Here is a 15,756-nt window from a genome sequence, read left to right as displayed (position 1 = left end):
CCTTGAGCTCAAACGCCCCAGGGGCTCCCGCCACCAACGGCGATCAATCCGCTGGGGCCGATGTGCTTGTGGTGGGGGCGGGACCCGCGGCCCTGGCCATCGCCACGGCCCTGCTGGAGCGGGGCGTCACCGTGGCGGCACTCGCGCTCGGGGATCCCAGGGCGCCCTGGCCCAACACCTACGGCATCTGGGGTGAGGAGGTGGACCGGCTGGGGCTGGCCCATCTGCTCGGCCACCGTTGGTCGAACACCCTCAGCTGGTTCGCAGAGACCCCATGTCCCCATGGCCGCGACTACGGCCTCTTCGACAAGGACAAGCTGCAGCGCCACTGGCTGGAGCGGGGTGAGGAGGCGGGGCTGGTCTGGCACCGGGGCCGGGCGGCGTCGATTCACCACGCCCCATGCCATTCCGTGGTCACCACCGCAGAGGGCAAAGAGCTCTCGGCGCGATTGGTGGTGGATGCCAGCGGCCATGATCCGGTCTTCGTGCACAGGCCCAGCGAGGGCCCGGTGGCGGGCCAGGCCGCCTACGGCATCGTCGGGCGCTTCTCGGCGCCGCCGGTGGAGCCGGGGCAGTTCGTGCTGATGGATTTCCGCACCGGCCACCTCACCCCAGCCGAGCGCCTTGAGCCCCCCACCTTCCTGTACGCCATGGATTACGGCGATGGGGTGTACTTCGTGGAGGAAACCTCCCTGGCCCTGGCCCCACCGCTGCCCTTCGCCGCGCTGAAGGAGCGGTTGAGGCGACGTCTGGCGGCCCGGGGGGTGGAGGTGCTGGAGGTGCAGCACGAGGAGCACTGCCTGTTTCCGATGAATCTGCCCCTGCCGGATCTGCATCAGCCTGTGGTGGGCTTCGGTGGGGCGGCCTCGATGGTGCACCCTGCCTCCGGCTACCTGGTGGGCGCCCTGCTGCGGCGGGCCCCCGACCTGGCCGGCGCGATCGCTGAGGGGCTGGCCGATCCCCAGCGGCCCACCGCTGAGTTAGCACGCAGGGCCTGGGCGGGGCTCTGGCCGCTGGAGATGCGGCGCAAGCATGCCCTCTACCGCTTCGGGCTGGAGAAGTTGATGCGCTACCCCGAGGGTGAGCTGCGGGCTTTCTTCGCCACCTTCTTCGCCCTGCCAGCCGAGCAGTGGTATGGGTTTCTCACCAACAGCCTGCCCCTGCCGGCCCTGGTGGCGGCGATGCTGCGGCTGTTCGCCAGCGCCCCGGGTTCCGTGCGCTGGGGGTTGCTGGAAGCGAAGGGGCGGGAGCTGGCCTTGCTGGGTAGGGTCCTTAAACCGTGATCGATGGAGATCCCTGGATCCGGCGCAACAGTCGGTCGTAGAGCCGCTGGCCCAGCCAGGCGGTCGTGATCGCCGCCGGCAAGCAGACGACCAACAGATAGATCAGTTGCAGCGTGGCGCCTGAGGGAGAGATCAGGGAGGTGAACACCCAGAAGACCGGCCGGTGGAAGAGATAGAGGAAGTAACTCGAAAGGCTCAGCTGTAGAAGAAATCCCGGCAATCGAAGCCTCGTTTCCAGGCGGTTGACAACAAGGAACAGGGCCCAAGGTCCGAACAGAGCCAGGGGGAAGATGGCCAGATTGTTTTCGTTAAAATCCCCATGCCCGAACGACACCACCACCGCAGCGATGCAGGCAGGAATGATGTAGGTCAGGGTGCTGATCCTTGTAGGTAAGGGGCCATCGATTGGTTGTGTGGATGGCCAGCTGGCGCTGATCACTCCAGTGGCGAAGGCGGGGAAATAAAAGAACAACCTTGGATCCGAATGAGGGATCATTCTGGATAGCAGTACATCGGCGCCGATGAGCATCATCAGTAGGGCAGCACCCTTCAGCCGTGACGCTCCAGCACCAGTGCTTTGCCTCAGGAGCAGAAGAAAGGGAGCCAGCAGATAGAACACCACCAGAACCTCAACGAACCAGAGGGTTCGCAGCTGGTGGCCGATCAGACTGGAGACCAAAAAGACAGCTGGAAGGAGCTGGCCACTCTCAAGAAGGCCGCATAACTTGAACAGCAACAGGGCCAGCAGATATGGGGGATAAATCCTGATCAGTCGACGCTTGTAGAACTTGGGAATCGAGCTCCAACCTTTGGCTGCAGCGTTTCTCGATCGTCCGATCAGATGGCCAGAAACGAACATGAAGAGCCCGAGGACCACCAGGGTCAGGCGATGGGTCAGATCGTTCTTGTAGCCGTCGATGGCAGGGGCGTAGCCGAGCAGGTGCCAGAAGCCCACGATGTAGAGGATGCAGACGCTGCGGATCAGGTCGATCCCCGGGTTCCTTGCTCCTTGGGTCGTCATGCCGCCGTGGCGCCGGCGCAGGAGCTGCCCTGGCCGGCGGTGCAGCCATAGCAGTGGTTGCCCCAGGTGATCGGGCTCCCCTCCAACTCGGCGTTGGTGATCGAAGCGAGGCTGGTTCCGCCCTTCCCGTCAGCGGCGCGGGGCAGGTCGAGCATCTGGTTGAAGTCGCAGTCGTGGAGGCGGCCATCGGGGGCCACCGAGAGGGTGTCGCGGCACATCAGGCCGCCCAGGGCCCCGGGGTTGAAGGCCCCCTGCAGCAGCTTCAGGTAGCAGTTGACGTGGCCATCGCGCTGCAGCTGCTGCAGGAAACGGGCGATCGGCATGTTGTTGAGGCCGATCAGGCGATCGAAGCGCACCCCATGGGCCTCGAGCAGCTGGCGCTGCCAGCGTTGCTCGTCACAGGATGTGAGCTGCTGCAGCCGGGTGCCCGCTGGGTTGCTCATCAAGGTGAGCGCCCGGGCGGGATCGCCCTGGCCGTAGCCGAGGGCGTTCAATTTCTGGAGCGCCTCGATCGAGGCGGCCCAGGTGCCTTCGCCCCGCTGGGCGTCGGTGGGACCGGCCTCGGGATCCGGCAGGCTGGCCACGATCTCCACCGATTGCGCCGCCAGGAACGCCCCCAGATCCGCCATGGCCGGCAGCAGCAGCACCGTCAGGTTGCAGCGGTCGATCACGTGGCAGCCCAGGGAGCGGGCCGCACGCACCAGATCGCGGAAGCGGCCGTGCAGTTCCGGGGCACCGCCGGTGAGGTCCACCACCTCGGGGCGCAGGCGCTCGATCGCCGAAAGGCACTGCTCCACGACCGCATCGCCCATCTGGGTGTGGCCCTGATCGGGCCCCGCATCCACGTGGCAGTGGTGGCAGTGCATGTTGCAGAGGCGGCCCAGATTGAGCTGCAGCACCCGCAGCCCTCCCCGTCGGGGGGGCTCCAGATCACGGCCGGCGAGGTTGGCCGTGAAGCTCGCTTCCTGCGGCAGCGCGTCCCGCAGCAGCTGGCGCTGCTGGTTGGCTTCGAGGGCGGGAGAACGGCGCATCAGTGGCTGGCCCAGTCGGCGCCGCTGAGCAGCGGGAAAAGGCTGTCCTCGGCCTTCACGGCTTTCAGCCACTGGGCCGGTGGATCCACACCCCGTTCGATCGCATCCAGCAACCGCCAGAAGCGATCGAGGTGGCGCTGGATCCGCGTGCGCGCCAGCTCGGTGGTGGTGCCCGCCCGCAGGATGAAGCTCCAGTCGGAGCTCTGGGCCAGCAGCAGCTCCCGGCCCGCCTGGGCGAGCAGTTCCTGCTCGCGGACGTTGCGCACCCCGCGGTTCACCCGACTGACCATGGCGCCCGACGCCCGGTGCCATTCCGGCACCACCCAGGCGTTGCTCTCATTGAGCCAGTAGTGGTGGTAGCCCCCCTGGCCCCAGCTCGAGGGTGAGGGGCGGCAGAGCTGCAGATCACTGGAGCGCTCCAGCACCTGTCGCAGGGTCACCAGGCCCACGCCGGCGGCCGGGGCCTGCCGGAACAGCTCGGCGAGAAAGCTGGGGCCCTCGTACCACCAGTGACCGAACAGCTCGGCGTCAAAGGGTGCCACCAGCACGGGCGGCCGTTCCATGGCCTGCCGTAATCCTGCCAGCTGCTCGGCGCGTCCGGCCAGGTAGCGGGCGGCGTGGTCGGCGGCCTTGGCCTGGGCGGCGGCGGGGTCGTAGGGCTGCTTCTGATCGAGCGGACAACCCTGGGCGGTGACCCGGTGCAGCTTGAGCCCCAGGGGGCGGCGGCTGGTGATGCCCTGCTCCGCCAGAACCGCGTCGCTGAGGTCCCAGCCCAGGTCGCGGTGGAACTCCCGGTAGGCACCATCGCCGGGGTAGCCGCTGCTGGCGGACCAGACCGGCAGGGTGGAGTCGCCGTCACGGGCGAAGAAGGCGACGCCGCCGGGGGAGCAGATGGGGGCATAGACCCCATAGCGCGGTCGGGGCAGGCCGTGCAGCAGGCCGTGGGCGTCGAGCACGGCGTAGCGCAGGCCGCAGCTGGCGAGCAGCTGGTCGAGACCCTCGTAGTAGGCGCATTCCGGCAACCAGATCCCCTGGGGGGGTACCCCGAGCAGGCGCTCGTGTTCCCGCACGGCGTTGAGCAGTTGGGCGCGTACCGCCTCGGGGGTGTGGCGCAGCAGCGGCAGGTAGCCGTGGGTGGCGGCGCAGGTGAGCAGATCGAGCACGCCCTGGCGCTGCAGACGCCGGAAACGCGGCAGCAGGTCGCCCTTGCAGGCGCGCCACTGGCGGACGCTGCGCTCCAGCTGCGCCGCCAGGGCGCTGGCGGCCCCGTGGTGCTGGGCGGGGGCCCGCTTGAGCAACTCCAGGCGCCGTTTCAGCCAGGGGGTGAAGCGCTCGCGCAGGTCGGGGGCAGACAGCAGTGAGAGCAGCGTGGGCGAGAGCCCGAGGCTGAGGCGCGGGGCTTGGGCACGGTCGGCGGCGCTGGCTTCGAGCACCTCCAGCAGGGGCAGGTAGCTTTCCAACAGGGCCTGGAAGTACCAGTCCTCCTCCAGGGAGCCGGGCTCACTGGAGCGCACGTAGGGGAGATGGGCGTGGAGGACCAGGGCCAGATCGCCTGCGGCCATGGACATCCGTTGCAGGGTCTGCACTTTAAGGGCGCCCGGACCGGGGCCGGTTTCGGGGCGCCCACCGGCCCCTAGACTGACTTAACTCATACTCACTTCGACTTGTAGCGGTCATGGCTTCCGCTGTTGCCTCCAGCTCCCCTGGCCCCACTGGCTTCGCGCCGCCCCGGGCCCGCGATCCAGGCCGGGTGTTGATCTTCGACACCACCCTGCGCGACGGCGAGCAGTCCCCCGGTGCCAGCCTCAATCTTGAAGAAAAGCTGGCGATCGCCCAGCAGCTCGCCCGCCTCAAGGTGGACATCATCGAGGCCGGGTTTCCCTTCGCCAGCCCGGGCGATTTCAATGCCGTGCAGCGCATCGCCGCCACTGTCGGCACCCCGGAGGGTCCTGTGATCTGCGGCCTGGCCCGGGCCGCCCGTGGCGACATCAAGGCCTGCGCCGATGCCGTCGCCCCGGCCGCCCGCAGGCGCATTCACACCTTTCTGGCCACCAGCGACATCCACCTGGAGCACAAGCTGCGCAAAAGCCGCGCCGAGGTGCTGGCGATCGTGCCCGAGATGGTGGCCTACGCCCGCTCCCTCGTCGACGACGTGGAGTTCTCCTGCGAGGACGCCGGCCGCAGCGATCCGGAGTTCATGTACGAGGTGATCGAGGCGGCGATCGCCGCTGGGGCCACCACGATCAACATCCCCGACACGGTCGGTTACGCCACCCCGGCTGAGTTCGGCGCCCTGATCGCCGGCATCGACCGCCATGTGCCCAACATCGGTGGGGCCGTGATCTCCGTCCATGGTCACAACGACCTGGGGCTGGCGGTGGCCAATTTTCTGGAGGCTGTCAAGAACGGCGCCCGCCAGCTGGAGTGCACGATCAACGGCATCGGCGAGCGGGCCGGCAACGCCTCGCTCGAGGAGCTGGTGATGGCGCTGCATGTGCGCCGTTCCTACTTCAACCCCTACTTCGGCCGCAGCGAAACCAGCACTGAACCGCTCACGGGCGTGCGCACCGAGGAGATCTACAAGACCTCGCGGCTGGTGTCGAACCTCACCGGCATGGCGGTGCAGCCCAACAAGGCGATCGTGGGCGCCAATGCCTTCGCCCACGAGTCGGGCATCCATCAGGACGGGGTGCTCAAGAACCGCCTCACCTACGAGATCATCGACGCCCGCACCATCGGCCTGGCCGATAACCGCCTGTCGCTGGGCAAGCTCAGCGGCCGCAGCGCCTTCCGGGCCCGCCTGGAGGAGCTCGGCTACAACCTGGAGCGCGATGACCTCGATGACGCCTTTGCCCGTTTCAAGGAGCTGGCCGACCGCAAGCGCGAGATCACCGACCGCGACCTTGAGGCGATCGTCAGCGAGCACATCCAGCAGGCCGAGGCACGTTTCACCCTCAAGCTGGTGCAGGTGAGCACGGGTACCAACCTGCAGCCCACCGCCACCGTCACCCTGATCACCAGCGATGGCGCCGAGCTCACCGAGGCCTCGATCGGCACCGGCCCCGTGGATGCGGTCTGTCAGGCTCTGAATTCCCTGGCGCGGGTGCCCAATGAGCTGGTGGAGTTCTCGGTCAAGAGCGTCACCGAAGGCATCGACGCCATGGGCGAGGTGACGATCCGCCTCCGGCACCAGGGGGTGCTCTACTCCGGCCACGCCGCCGACACCGACATCGTGGTGGCGGCGGCCCAGGCCTTCGTGAACGCCCTCAACCGGCTGGTCCAGGGTCAGCAGAGCGTTCCACTCCATCCCCAGAAAGCGCCCTTGCCCGTGGCCGAGCGCCAGGGGGTCTGATGGGGACGGGCCGGATCGGGTCGAGTCAGTTGCGAGCGGGTCAGTCGGGAGGGGTGCGCATGGGCACGAGCCTGGGCCGGGCCCTGCAGTTGGTGGCGCTGCTGCTGGTGGCGCTGCTGATGCTGTTGCCGCTGCTGTGGCTGCTGAGCACCTCGCTCAAGGGTCCAGCCGAAGACATCTTCACCACTCCGCCGGCCCTGCTGCCGCAGCAGCCCAGCCTGGAGGCCTACGGCCGCCTCTTCAACGACAACCCCCTGGGCCAGTACCTGCTCAACAGCACGGTGGTCAGCGCCCTAGCGGTGATCGCCAATCTGTTGTTCTGCTCCCTGGCGGCCTACCCCCTGGCGAGGTTGCGCTTCAAGGGGCGCGGCCTGGTGCTGGCCCTGGTGGTGGCGACGATCCTGATTCCCTTTCAGGTGGTGATGATCCCGCTCTATCTGCTGATGGTGCAGCTGGGGCTGCGCAACACGCTCTGGGCCCTGATCCTGCCCCAGGCGGCCACCGCCTTCGGCATCTTCCTGCTGCGCCAGAGCTTCATGGGGGTGCCGGTGGAGCTGGAGGAGGCGGCCCGGATCGATGGCTGCACGCCCCTGGGGGAATGGTGGAACGTGATGATCCCGGCGGCCCGGGCCGATCTGATCACCCTGGCGATGTTCGTGTTCATCGGCACCTGGAGTGATTTCCTCTGGCCGCTGATCATCCTGGATGATCCCAAGCTCTACACCCTGCCCCTGGGACTGCAGCAGCTGGCCAGCAGCTTTTCGCTCGATTGGCGTCTGGTGGCCGCCGGTGCGGTGGTCTCGATCCTGCCGGTGCTGGCGCTGTTCATCGGCCTGCAGCGGTTCATCCTGCCCAGCGCCAGCGGCGATGCGGTCAAAGGCTGAGGCTGAAGGGCTGAGCTTCCGGCCTCAGCTGCCGTTGCCGTAGGCCACCAGGCAGGCGGCATTGAGAAGCTGGGCCTGATCGGCCGAGCTCGGTGGCGCGCCATTGAGCCACCCCTGCTGGCAGTCCACCTGCCCGGCAAGGGGAGCCCCCCCCTCCAGGTAGGTGAAGCTGGCGCCGTAGGGGGCCACCGCCTGCAGGGAGGCGTAGTCAAGCTGATAGCTCGTGCTGGGCACCGTGAAGGCGGTGGCCTGGGCCGCCACCGCCTGATCCACCATGGAACTGACCGCGGCGGCGGTCGCCAAACTGGTGGCGCCCCAGGTGAGGGAACTGGGTCCCCACCAGTTCCAGGCCACTGGATTCACCCGATACCAGCCGACCCTCCAGGGCCGGGAGCCCCAATACCCCCTCTGGCCCCAGGCGGGATTCCAGGCGCCCCGGGCCCCGGGCGCCCGGGTGAGCCCCACCCCCGGTGCACCGAAGCCCGCACCGGGTCGCACCCCAGCGCCTGAGGCCGGTCCGCCCAGACCGCCAGGGTTGACGCCAGGGGCCCGGGTGAATCCGGCACCGGGGGCGCCAACGCCCGCGCCTGGCCGCACACCAGCGCCTGAGGCCGGACCTCCCAACCCTCCTGGGTTGACGCCCCTGCCTCCGCCAACACCCGCACCGCCGCCGCCTCTCCCCCCGCCCCCGCGGGCCTGGACGGCGATCGGCGCACAGAAGCTGGCCACCAGGGCGGCCAGGGTCAGGGTTCTCCAGCAGGTGAATGCGGTGGGGATCCTCATGGCACGGCCTACGGTTCTTCCTTCGTCCTAGCCGGGTATCGGGCTGGTGGGAGGCGAAGTGAGAAGCCGAAATGCTTCGCGGCGATGGAAATCGGGCTCAGGGGCTGGGTGGGCCAGGGCCCAGTAGCCGATCGGGCCCGAATGGGGCTCGATCACGGCGCAGATCGCCGCCTCCAGCTGGACCGGGGCGGCCAAAGGCTCAGGCAGCGTGCAGTTCAGCGTCAGTTCCAGACTTTCTTCCCTGTGGCTGACTTCGAAGGGGAAGGTGCTGAAGGTCGCCTCTGGTTTGAGATCGCGCCGGTAGCCCTCCAGGCGGTAGACGTTCCAATCGCCGCCGGGCGAGAGGTTGAACTCCCAGTAGGGCTCCTGCCCCGCCGCGGCCAGGAAGACCTCCAGGCAGGTGGTCTGCCAGAGGCCATCGCGGCGCTCGGGCCGGGCGGCACTCGGGGCGATCACGAGCTCAGCAAGGTCACCGCGGAGCAGGAACCGTACGGAGAGATCGGGGCCCTCACACCGAAGTTGGCCGCTGATCGCGAGCGAGGGGAACGACAGGCCATCGTCGAAGCGCTGGAGCTGGAAGGAAAGCTCGCTCATCGCAGCCGCTCGATCAGGGAGCGAATCGCCTCCTCCTGGGCCTCAATGCTGGCGGTGAGCTGAAATTGCACCAGGGCTCGATCGAGATTCTGCCCCGCCTCTCGCGTCTTGAAGTAGACGTCGCCTTGCAGGTGATCGGTGAGGAAGCGCAGGCCCAGCTCGAAGGCGATCAGGCGGATCGCATCGAACAGGTAGGCGATGTCCCCAGTGGTGAGGGAGCCCCGGGCGGCGTTGAGGTAGCCCGCCAGGATCGCCTCGCAGCGGCCGGGATCGAAACACACGGCTTGCCAGTCCTTGGTTTCCTCCCCCAGGGGGTTGCAGCCCGAGCGGCAGCAGTCGCCGATGTCGTAGTGGATCAGACCGGGTTTGACCGTGTCCAGGTCCACCAGGGCGATGGCCGCGCCGCTGGCCGTATCCAGCATCACGTTGTTGACCTTCGGATCGCCGTGGATCGGCCGCAGCCGAAGGACGCCTTGGTCCTTGGCGGTCTCGAGCACCCCTGCCAGGGCGCTGCGCTCGGCCACGAAGGCCTGGCAGAAGCTGAGTTCCTCGCAGGAGGCCGCCGTACTGCAGGCCAGGGCCCGTTCGTAGGCCGCCAGGTACGCGGGGGTGATGTGGAAGCCTTCGAGGGTGTCGGCCAGAGCCTCGATCGGCAGATCGCTCAGCAGCCGATGGAAGGTGCCCAGACCGAAGCCCAGCTGCCAGGCCTGGGCCTCGGTGGCCACGGTCTCCAGGCTTTGGGCGCCTTCGATGTAGGTGGTGAGGCGCCAGACGTCGTCGCCGTCCTGCACCCAGTGCTTCTCTGCGCCAAGGGGGGCGATCAGCCGCGGCACCTCCCAGCGGCGGCCGGGGCCGGCAGCCTCCTGGGCCAGGCGGCCCTCCAGGTGGTTCCCCAGGGCCGCGATGTTGCCCATCACCCGCTCCGGATGGGGGAACACCGTGGTGTTCAGGCGCTGCAGCACGAAACGGCGCGCGCGGTCCCCGCTCAGGGTGACGCGGTAGGTGTCGTTGACGTTGCCGTTGCCCAGGGGCTCGATCGCGGCGATGGCGCCCCCGAGGGCAAAGCGTGCGGCGATCCGCCGGAGCTGGGCGCCCTGCTGGTCGACGGATCCTGACCCTGGCCCGGCCATGGCTGCGCTGCGCTCGGAGATCGGAGCCTGGATCATCGCAGCGCCGCTGGATCGCCCCTGTTCTCGCCCCAGTCTTCGCCCCGGCTCGTGCCCGCTCCGGCACGCCAGTGGTCGAGAACGGCCAGGCCCGCCACCGCCGCGGTGGAGCAGCGCAGGATGCGGGGCCCCAGGCTCACGAACCGCCAGCCGCTGGCGCCGGCGGCCGCCTCTTCGGCCCCACTCCAGCCCCCCTCCGGTCCGCAGGCCAGGGAGAGGGTGGCGGGAGGCTGCGGCCCAAGCTCACTCAGCACCTCACCCAGCAGCGGCAACCCCTGCTGACGGGTGGTGCTCAGCAGGCGCAGCGCACCCCCTTGGGCCGCGGCCCCCAGCCAGGGGGCAGCCGGCACGGGTGGCGCCAGCTCGGGCAACCAGAGCCGCTCGCACTGCTCGCTGGCCTCCCGCAGGATCGCCTCCCAGCGCTCGCTTTTTTGGCTGCCCACCAGGGCGCTGTTCTCCGCCCGCAGGGGCTGCAGCCGGTCCACCCCCAGCTCACAGGCCATGCGCACCACCAGGTCCATGTCCCGCTTGGGAACCGCGATCGCCAGCTCCAGGCGCAGGGCCGGCGGCGGTTCCCGGCGCAGGGGCCGCCCGAGCGGCTGCTCCAGAGCCAGGCGATCCTTGCCGATCAGGACCGCGCTCCAGAGGCCGCCGGCCCCATCCGTGAGTTCGACCCGATCGCCCGGGCTATAGCGCAGCACCCGCGTCAGGTAACGGATTTCCTCAGGCCTGAGCGGCAGCTCGGGGGCGAGCCGCGCTGGATCGATCAGCAGGCGCCGCAGTTCACGGGCCACGCTCAGCCCTGGTCGCTGTTGCGGTTGGCAGCGCCGGCGGTGCCTGGCTCGTCATCGTCGTCGTTCTCGTCGTCGTCGTCGTTCTCGTCCTGGTCCTCGTCCGAGCGCGGGTTCAGGCCGATGAAGGGGCTGTCGGGCTGGTCCTCCACCGGCCAGTCCTCGTTGACGCCGCCGACCACCAGCTCCTCGATCCGCACCAGGTCGTTGTCGAGCTGGCGCAGCACGTTGAACAGCACATCGAGGGCCAGGGCGTCACTGGTGCCCAGGTCCACCCAGCAGCGGCCCCAGTTATCCCGGTACTCCAGGGGCCCCAGGTTGTGCATCAGGGCCGGCAGGGCCGCTTCAGCTTCGTCGTTGTCGTAGGCCATCCAGCCCAGGTCGACCCCCTCCTCGTGGGCCTGCAGGGTCTCGGCGTTGAAGCCGCCGAGCTTGCCGAGCACGAACCAGCTGTCGAACACGGTGTCGAGGTAACCGCGCTCTCCGGAGCCAGGCGGGTGCTCAAAGCGCAGCCACAGCCAGCAGTTGAACGGATCGATCGAGCGGAAGCGGACCTCCACGGCGGGGCATCGGCAGCGCCCCCCACTCCAACACGGCCGGCAGGCAAGCTGGGACCACGACGGCCGCGCCATGCTCGAACTGCGTTCGGTGGGTTACCACCCGGCCACCGCGGCTGAGCCCGTGCTCGCCGGCCTGAACCTGACGCTCCAAGAGGGGGAGCCGGCCCTGGTGGCGGGTCGCAGCGGCAGCGGCAAGACCACCCTGCTGGAGCTGCTCAGCGGCCTGGCGGAGCCCAGCAGCGGCTCGATCCTCTGGAACGGCGAGGCCCTCAAGGGCCGCCAGCGGCGCTGGCTCTGCGGCCTGGTGTTTCAGTTCCCCGAACGCCATTTCCTCGGGCTCACGGTGGGCCAGGAGCTGAAGCTCGGCCAGCGGCGCCTGGCCAGCGAGCGCGTGCAGGAGGTGCTCGAGCAGGTGGGGCTGGGGGCGCTCTCGCTGCAGCAGGCGCCGGAGCGGCTCAGCGGCGGCCAGCAGCGGCGGCTGGCCCTGGCGGTGCAGTTGCTGCGCGAGCCCAAGGTGCTGCTGCTCGATGAGCCCACCGCCGGCCTCGATTGGTCGGTGCGCGATGAGGTGCTGCAGCTGATCGGGAAGCTCAGCAGCGGCCGGGTGCTGCTGGTGGTGACCCACGAGCCGGAGCTGTTCCGGGGACTGATCGAGCGGGGCTGGGAGCTGCGGGGCGGAGCGCTCAGGCCCCTGCCGGCGCTCCGTACGATGCCCTGAGAGCGGGCAGCGTCGATGGCGGATCAGTTGGTGCGGGCCACCGCGGCCGGTGGCGGGATCCGCCTGGTGGCCGCCAACACCACGGTCACCAGCCGCTACGCCCGCCGCCGCCATGGGCTCTCGTTCCTGGCCACAGTCCTGCTGGGCCGGGCAATGACCGCCGGCCTGCTGCTGGCCAGCTCGATGAAGGTGCGCCACGGGAGGGTGAACCTGCGCATCCAGTCGGATGGGCCGCTGCGGGGGCTGACGGTGGATGCGGGCCGCGATGGCACGGTGCGCGGCCATGTGGGCAACCCCGGCCTGGAGCTCGACCTGGTGGAGTCCCCCGCAGGGGAGAACGGCGAGGGGCCGGTGCGTTTCGATTTCCGCAAGGCCACCGGCACTGGCTACCTGCACGTGGTGCGGGATCTGGGCACGGGTGAACCGTTCAGCAGCACGGTGGAGCTGGTGAGCGGCGGCATCGGCGACGACGTGGCTTCCTACCTGCTGCACTCCGAGCAGACCCCCTCGGCCCTGTTCGTGGGCGAGCAGATCGACAGCAGTGGTGTGCGCTGTGCTGGCGGGGTGCTGGTGCAGGTGCTGCCCAAGGCAGCCCAGGAGCCGGCCCTGGTGGCCCTGCTGGAAGACCGCTGCCGCGAGATCCGCGATTTCAGTGCCCGGCTGGCCGCCAGCACCGGTGATCTGCAGCGCCTGCTGGAAGACATCTTTCCCGACCTGGATCCCCAGCTGCTGGAGGACGCCGAGGCTCAGCAGGCCGTGAGTTTTCACTGCCCCTGCACCCGCCGCCGCAGCGTCAACGCCCTCAAGTTGCTGGGCCGTGATGAACTCGGCGAGATGCTCCGCGATGAGGGCCACGCCGAGCTCACCTGCCATTTCTGCAACGAGGTCTACCGGGTGGACGAAGGCGAGCTGCGCGAGCTGATCGCCGAGCTGGAGCCCTCAGTGACCTGACCAGTTGAGTTGAGGCGTTCAGCCGGGGTCCTGCGGCTGGGCGGCCTCGATCCGCTCCGCCAGGGCGAGGCAGGCGTCCATTTCGGCCCAGAGCAGCTCCCGCCGGCTGGCCTCGACGCCATAGGAGCGGTGGTGCAGATCCCGGCCGAGGTAGCGCAGCGCGTCGCGCACCCGGCGCCAGTCGGCGGGATCGAGATCGAGGGAAGGGGTCGCCATCGGGCGATCATCGGCCATCGCCCCAGTGCCTTCCCCTCAGCGGCCCAGCACCATCTCGGTCAGCTCCAGGTCGGCGCCGATGCCGTCGTCCTCGACGTGGCGGCACACGCGCAGCCGGTGTCGGCCGGCCTCGACCACGAAGGCATCGCGCCCCTCATCGAAGTAGGCCAGGTGCCGCAGGGGGATCAGCACCACCACCCGCTCGGCTGTGCCGGCCTCCAGCCGCAGCCGCTGGAAGCCCACCAGCATCCGTCTGGGACGCTCCACCGCCAGGGCGGGGACGCCTGCGTAGACCTGCACCACCTCATCGGCCGCCATCAGGCCGGTGTTGCGCACCGTCAGCTCCACCTTCAGCTGCCTGGTGGAGCCGTCGTTGCACGCCTCGTTGCTCTCGAGCGTCACCACCACGTCGGTGTGCTCGAAGCCGACATAGGAGAGCCCGAAGCCGAACGGGAAAGCCGCGGTGTGGCCATCGCGCCCCAGGCGCCGGTAGCCGTGCCAGAGGTCGTAGGTGATCCGCTGGGCGCGGGGATCGAAGTCGGGAAGATGGTCGTGGTCGGTGGGCACGCTGAAGGGCAGGCGGCCCGAGGGGGACACCTGGCCGAAGAGCACATCGGCGAGGGCCGCGCCCCCCTCCATGCCGGGGTAGCCGAGCAGCACGATCGCGGGCACCGCCAATCGCCAGCGTTCACAGAGGATCGCGCCGCCGCCCATCAGCACCACGACCGTGCGCGGGTTCGCGGCCGCCACGGTCAGGATCAGCGCTTCTTGCTCCGGCGCCAGGCCCAGCTCGGTGCGATCGCCGGCGGCGAAGCCGGGAATCGCATGGCCGGAGCCGTGGTGAGTGAAGGCGGCGATCGCCCGGGCGATGCGCGACCACACCGGCGCCAGCCGGGCGCGCCCGAACCAGCGCAGCAAGAGCCCCGGGGGTGGCAGGTGCTGGAGGATCGGGGCGATGTCGCCGGGGTTGAAGTGCTCGCCCTCGTCGTTCCAGTTCAGACCGACCACCACCACCGCCGCCTCGCACCCCGCGGCCAGGGCGGCGGCCCGTTGCCGCTCTGAGCCGTCGTCGTAACGGATCGCCGTGGCTGGATTGGCGGCCCGCAGACCCTCCAGCGGCGTCAGCACCGAAGCCGGTCGGGTGTCGGAGGAGCCGTGATCGCCCAGGTTGGGCACGGCCGCCAGCCGGCCCAGCACCGCCAGGGAGCGCAGTCCGCTGAACGGCAGCGCCGCGTCTTGATTTCGGAGCAGCACGATCGCCTTGGTGGCGGCTTCCCGGGCCAGGGCGCGGTGGGCGGCGCAGCCCCGCAGGGAGGGCGGGTAGTCACCGGCGGGAACGGCGAGCTGGGCGCGCAGTTGGCGCAAGACCGCATCGTCGATGCGGCTGATCGGCACCGTTCCCTGGGCCACCGCTTCGGCCAGGCTGGCGGCCAGCACCATCTTGAAGGGCATCTCCAGGTCGAGGCCGGCCAGCACGGCCCCGGGCCCATCGCGCAGGCCGAAGATGAAGTCGGTGAGCACGAATCCCCGGAACCCCCAGCGCCGCTTGAGGATGGTGCTGAGCAGCTCCGGGTGCTGGCCGCACCACTGACCATTGACACTGTTGTAGGCGCTCATCACCGCCATCGCTCCAGCCTCGATGCAGGCGCGGAACTGGGGCAGATACAGCTCGTGCAGCACCCGCGCGCGGGCGCTCACGTCGACGCGGAAGCGGGCACTGTCGATCGAGTTGAGGGCGAAGTGCTTGACGCAGGCGATGGCGTGGCGCTGCACGCCGCGGCTCAGGGCCGCCCCCATCGATCCCACGTGCAGCGGATCTTCGCCGTAGGTCTCCTGGGCCCGGCCCCAGCCGGGGTGGCGCAGCACGTTGACACATACCCCGCCGAACAGGTTGGCGCCAAAGCTGCGGGCCTCCCGGCCCATGGCCGCTCCGATGCGCTCTTCGAGCTCCGGATCCCAGCAGGCGCCGCGGCTGATGCTGGCCGGAAAGGTGGTGGCGCCGCCTTCGAGGATCACGCCGCGTGGTCCGTCGACGAAATGCAACCCGCCGATCCCCAGGCGCGGCACCACGCCAGCGGGCCAGCTCTGGCGATGACCCGCATCGCGGCGGATGATCGCCTCCATCCCCCGCCAGAAGGAGGTGCCGCCATCGAGCATGGCGAGCTTTTCGCTGAGGCTCAGCTGCTCCAGCAGGCGGAGGGCTTCAGCCTCGATGGAGGCCAGCGGGGCGCCCGAGCGGATGGTGGTGGAGCTCACGTTTCAGCGTAGAAAGCCCGGTGGTGGGTGGAGGGGCGTGGGGCCTGGCCCAGGCATAGCCAGGCTGGCTTGGGTTTGTGCCGGTGGAGCGCAGGCTGGCGGCTTCCGCGGACCGGCTTGGGACTGAAAGCAGTTCCCGGGTTGAGATCC

At 69.3% G+C, this 15,756-nt stretch carries 14 protein-coding genes and 1 pseudogene; 5 read left to right on the top strand and 10 right to left on the bottom strand.

All coding sequences use genetic code 11. The features are described 5' to 3' along the window. The first annotated feature begins 2 nt into the window (after positions 1 to 2). The gene (crtL, locus tag KBZ13_RS00675; protein WP_255005065.1) at positions 3 to 1,283 is read left to right on the top strand and encodes a lycopene beta cyclase; all 1,281 of its coding nucleotides are present in this window, start codon (positions 3 to 5) and stop codon (positions 1,281 to 1,283) included. On the opposite strand, the gene KBZ13_RS00670 is transcribed toward crtL, so the two are convergent. From KBZ13_RS00670 to KBZ13_RS00660, 3 genes are read right to left on the bottom strand one after another with little or no spacing between them, the layout of a single operon-like run. Further along, positions 1,273 to 2,304 carry an acyltransferase family protein gene (locus KBZ13_RS00670; protein ID WP_255005064.1) on the bottom strand — a complete coding sequence of 344 codons (1,032 nt, stop codon included), beginning with the start codon at positions 2,302 to 2,304 and terminating at the stop codon, positions 1,273 to 1,275. The genes crtL and KBZ13_RS00670 overlap by 11 nt on opposite strands. Continuing rightward, positions 2,301 to 3,335 (bottom strand): arsenosugar biosynthesis radical SAM (seleno)protein ArsS, encoded by a 1,035-nt coding sequence (gene arsS / locus KBZ13_RS00665; RefSeq protein ID WP_255005063.1) that lies wholly within the window; start codon positions 3,333 to 3,335, stop codon positions 2,301 to 2,303. Before arsS ends, KBZ13_RS00670 begins: the two co-directional genes overlap by 4 nt. Then, on the bottom strand, positions 3,335 to 4,897 hold the full coding sequence (locus tag KBZ13_RS00660; RefSeq protein ID WP_255005062.1) for a glycoside hydrolase family 57 protein: 1,563 nt from the start codon (positions 4,895 to 4,897) through the stop codon (positions 3,335 to 3,337). Before KBZ13_RS00660 ends, arsS begins: the two co-directional genes overlap by 1 nt. A 113-nt stretch (positions 4,898 to 5,010) precedes the next feature. Between KBZ13_RS00660 and KBZ13_RS00655 the strand changes: the two genes are divergently transcribed. Both KBZ13_RS00655 and KBZ13_RS00650 read left to right on the top strand, forming a co-directional pair. Beyond that, positions 5,011 to 6,687 carry a 2-isopropylmalate synthase gene (locus KBZ13_RS00655; protein ID WP_255005061.1) on the top strand — a complete coding sequence of 559 codons (1,677 nt, stop codon included), beginning with the start codon at positions 5,011 to 5,013 and terminating at the stop codon, positions 6,685 to 6,687. Positions 6,688 to 6,746: 59 nt separating this feature from the next. Continuing rightward, a complete protein-coding gene (locus tag KBZ13_RS00650; RefSeq protein WP_255005060.1) occupies positions 6,747 to 7,571 on the top strand; it encodes a carbohydrate ABC transporter permease in 825 nt (274 codons plus the stop codon). A 24-nt stretch (positions 7,572 to 7,595) separates the two neighbouring features. On the opposite strand, the gene KBZ13_RS00645 is transcribed toward KBZ13_RS00650, so the two are convergent. The 5 genes and pseudogenes from KBZ13_RS00645 to KBZ13_RS00625 all read right to left on the bottom strand — a co-directional run. Then, positions 7,596 to 8,354 (bottom strand): hypothetical protein, encoded by a 759-nt coding sequence (locus KBZ13_RS00645; RefSeq protein ID WP_255005903.1) that lies wholly within the window; start codon positions 8,352 to 8,354, stop codon positions 7,596 to 7,598. Between the two features lie 27 nt (positions 8,355 to 8,381). After that, complete coding sequence (locus KBZ13_RS00640; RefSeq protein WP_255005059.1) at positions 8,382 to 8,948, bottom strand: DOMON-like domain-containing protein; 567 nt, start codon at positions 8,946 to 8,948, stop codon at positions 8,382 to 8,384. Continuing rightward, positions 8,945 to 10,114 carry a phosphotransferase enzyme family protein gene (locus tag KBZ13_RS00635; protein WP_255005058.1) on the bottom strand — a complete coding sequence of 390 codons (1,170 nt, stop codon included), beginning with the start codon at positions 10,112 to 10,114 and terminating at the stop codon, positions 8,945 to 8,947. Before KBZ13_RS00635 ends, KBZ13_RS00640 begins: the two co-directional genes overlap by 4 nt. Then, positions 10,111 to 10,908: a 16S rRNA (uracil(1498)-N(3))-methyltransferase gene (locus KBZ13_RS00630; protein WP_255005057.1), complete on the bottom strand. Its 798-nt coding sequence runs from the start codon at positions 10,906 to 10,908 to the stop codon at positions 10,111 to 10,113. The genes KBZ13_RS00635 and KBZ13_RS00630 overlap by 4 nt, the downstream gene beginning before the upstream one ends. 122 nt (positions 10,909 to 11,030) lie before the next feature. Then, a pseudogene (locus KBZ13_RS00625) lies at positions 11,031 to 11,465 on the bottom strand (DUF3531 family protein); the annotation flags it as partial. A 70-nt stretch (positions 11,466 to 11,535) separates the two neighbouring features. Here KBZ13_RS00625 and KBZ13_RS00620 point away from each other — a divergent pair. Both KBZ13_RS00620 and hslO read left to right on the top strand, forming a co-directional pair. Next, on the top strand, positions 11,536 to 12,183 hold the full coding sequence (locus tag KBZ13_RS00620) for an ABC transporter ATP-binding protein (protein WP_255005056.1): 648 nt from the start codon (positions 11,536 to 11,538) through the stop codon (positions 12,181 to 12,183). Between the two features lie 15 nt (positions 12,184 to 12,198). Beyond that, positions 12,199 to 13,134 (top strand): Hsp33 family molecular chaperone HslO, encoded by a 936-nt coding sequence (hslO, locus tag KBZ13_RS00615; protein WP_255005055.1) that lies wholly within the window; start codon positions 12,199 to 12,201, stop codon positions 13,132 to 13,134. 18 nt (positions 13,135 to 13,152) lie between these two features. Here the strand turns inward: hslO and KBZ13_RS00610 are convergent, their stop codons facing one another. Further along, positions 13,153 to 13,350: a hypothetical protein gene (locus tag KBZ13_RS00610; protein ID WP_255005054.1), complete on the bottom strand. Its 198-nt coding sequence runs from the start codon at positions 13,348 to 13,350 to the stop codon at positions 13,153 to 13,155. Positions 13,351 to 13,386: 36 nt separating this feature from the next. Then, positions 13,387 to 15,606 (bottom strand): beta-glucosidase family protein, encoded by a 2,220-nt coding sequence (locus KBZ13_RS00605; protein ID WP_255005053.1) that lies wholly within the window; start codon positions 15,604 to 15,606, stop codon positions 13,387 to 13,389. Between the last annotated feature and the right edge of the window lie 150 nt (positions 15,607 to 15,756).

Origin of the sequence: Cyanobium sp. ATX 6F1 (assembly GCF_024346315.1) — a bacterium.
GTDB lineage: Bacteria > Cyanobacteriota > Cyanobacteriia > PCC-6307 > Cyanobiaceae > ATX-6F1.
The sequence above is the reverse complement of the archived record's forward strand: the minus strand, read 5'-3'. Positions and strand labels throughout refer to the sequence as shown.

What these genes read in the sequence shown, in the direction of transcription:
- KBZ13_RS00660 (WP_255005062.1), bottom strand. Translation starts at nt 4,897, where the DNA reads ATGGCCGCAGGCGATCTGGCCCTGGTCCTCCACGCCCATCTCCCCTAC.
- KBZ13_RS00610 (WP_255005054.1), bottom strand. Translation starts at nt 13,350, where the DNA reads ATGGCGACCCCTTCCCTCGATCTCGATCCCGCCGACTGGCGCCGGGTG.
- KBZ13_RS00645 (WP_255005903.1), bottom strand. Translation starts at nt 8,354, where the DNA reads ATGAGGATCCCCACCGCATTCACCTGCTGGAGAACCCTGACCCTGGCC.
- KBZ13_RS00635 (WP_255005058.1), bottom strand. Translation starts at nt 10,114, where the DNA reads ATGATCCAGGCTCCGATCTCCGAGCGCAGCGCAGCCATGGCCGGGCCA.
- KBZ13_RS00670 (WP_255005064.1), bottom strand. Translation starts at nt 2,304, where the DNA reads ATGACGACCCAAGGAGCAAGGAACCCGGGGATCGACCTGATCCGCAGC.
- hslO (WP_255005055.1), top strand. Translation starts at nt 12,199, where the DNA reads ATGGCGGATCAGTTGGTGCGGGCCACCGCGGCCGGTGGCGGGATCCGC.
- KBZ13_RS00650 (WP_255005060.1), top strand. Translation starts at nt 6,747, where the DNA reads ATGGGCACGAGCCTGGGCCGGGCCCTGCAGTTGGTGGCGCTGCTGCTG.
- arsS (WP_255005063.1), bottom strand. Translation starts at nt 3,335, where the DNA reads ATGCGCCGTTCTCCCGCCCTCGAAGCCAACCAGCAGCGCCAGCTGCTG.
- KBZ13_RS00640 (WP_255005059.1), bottom strand. Translation starts at nt 8,948, where the DNA reads ATGAGCGAGCTTTCCTTCCAGCTCCAGCGCTTCGACGATGGCCTGTCG.
- KBZ13_RS00620 (WP_255005056.1), top strand. Translation starts at nt 11,536, where the DNA reads ATGCTCGAACTGCGTTCGGTGGGTTACCACCCGGCCACCGCGGCTGAG.
- KBZ13_RS00655 (WP_255005061.1), top strand. Translation starts at nt 5,011, where the DNA reads ATGGCTTCCGCTGTTGCCTCCAGCTCCCCTGGCCCCACTGGCTTCGCG.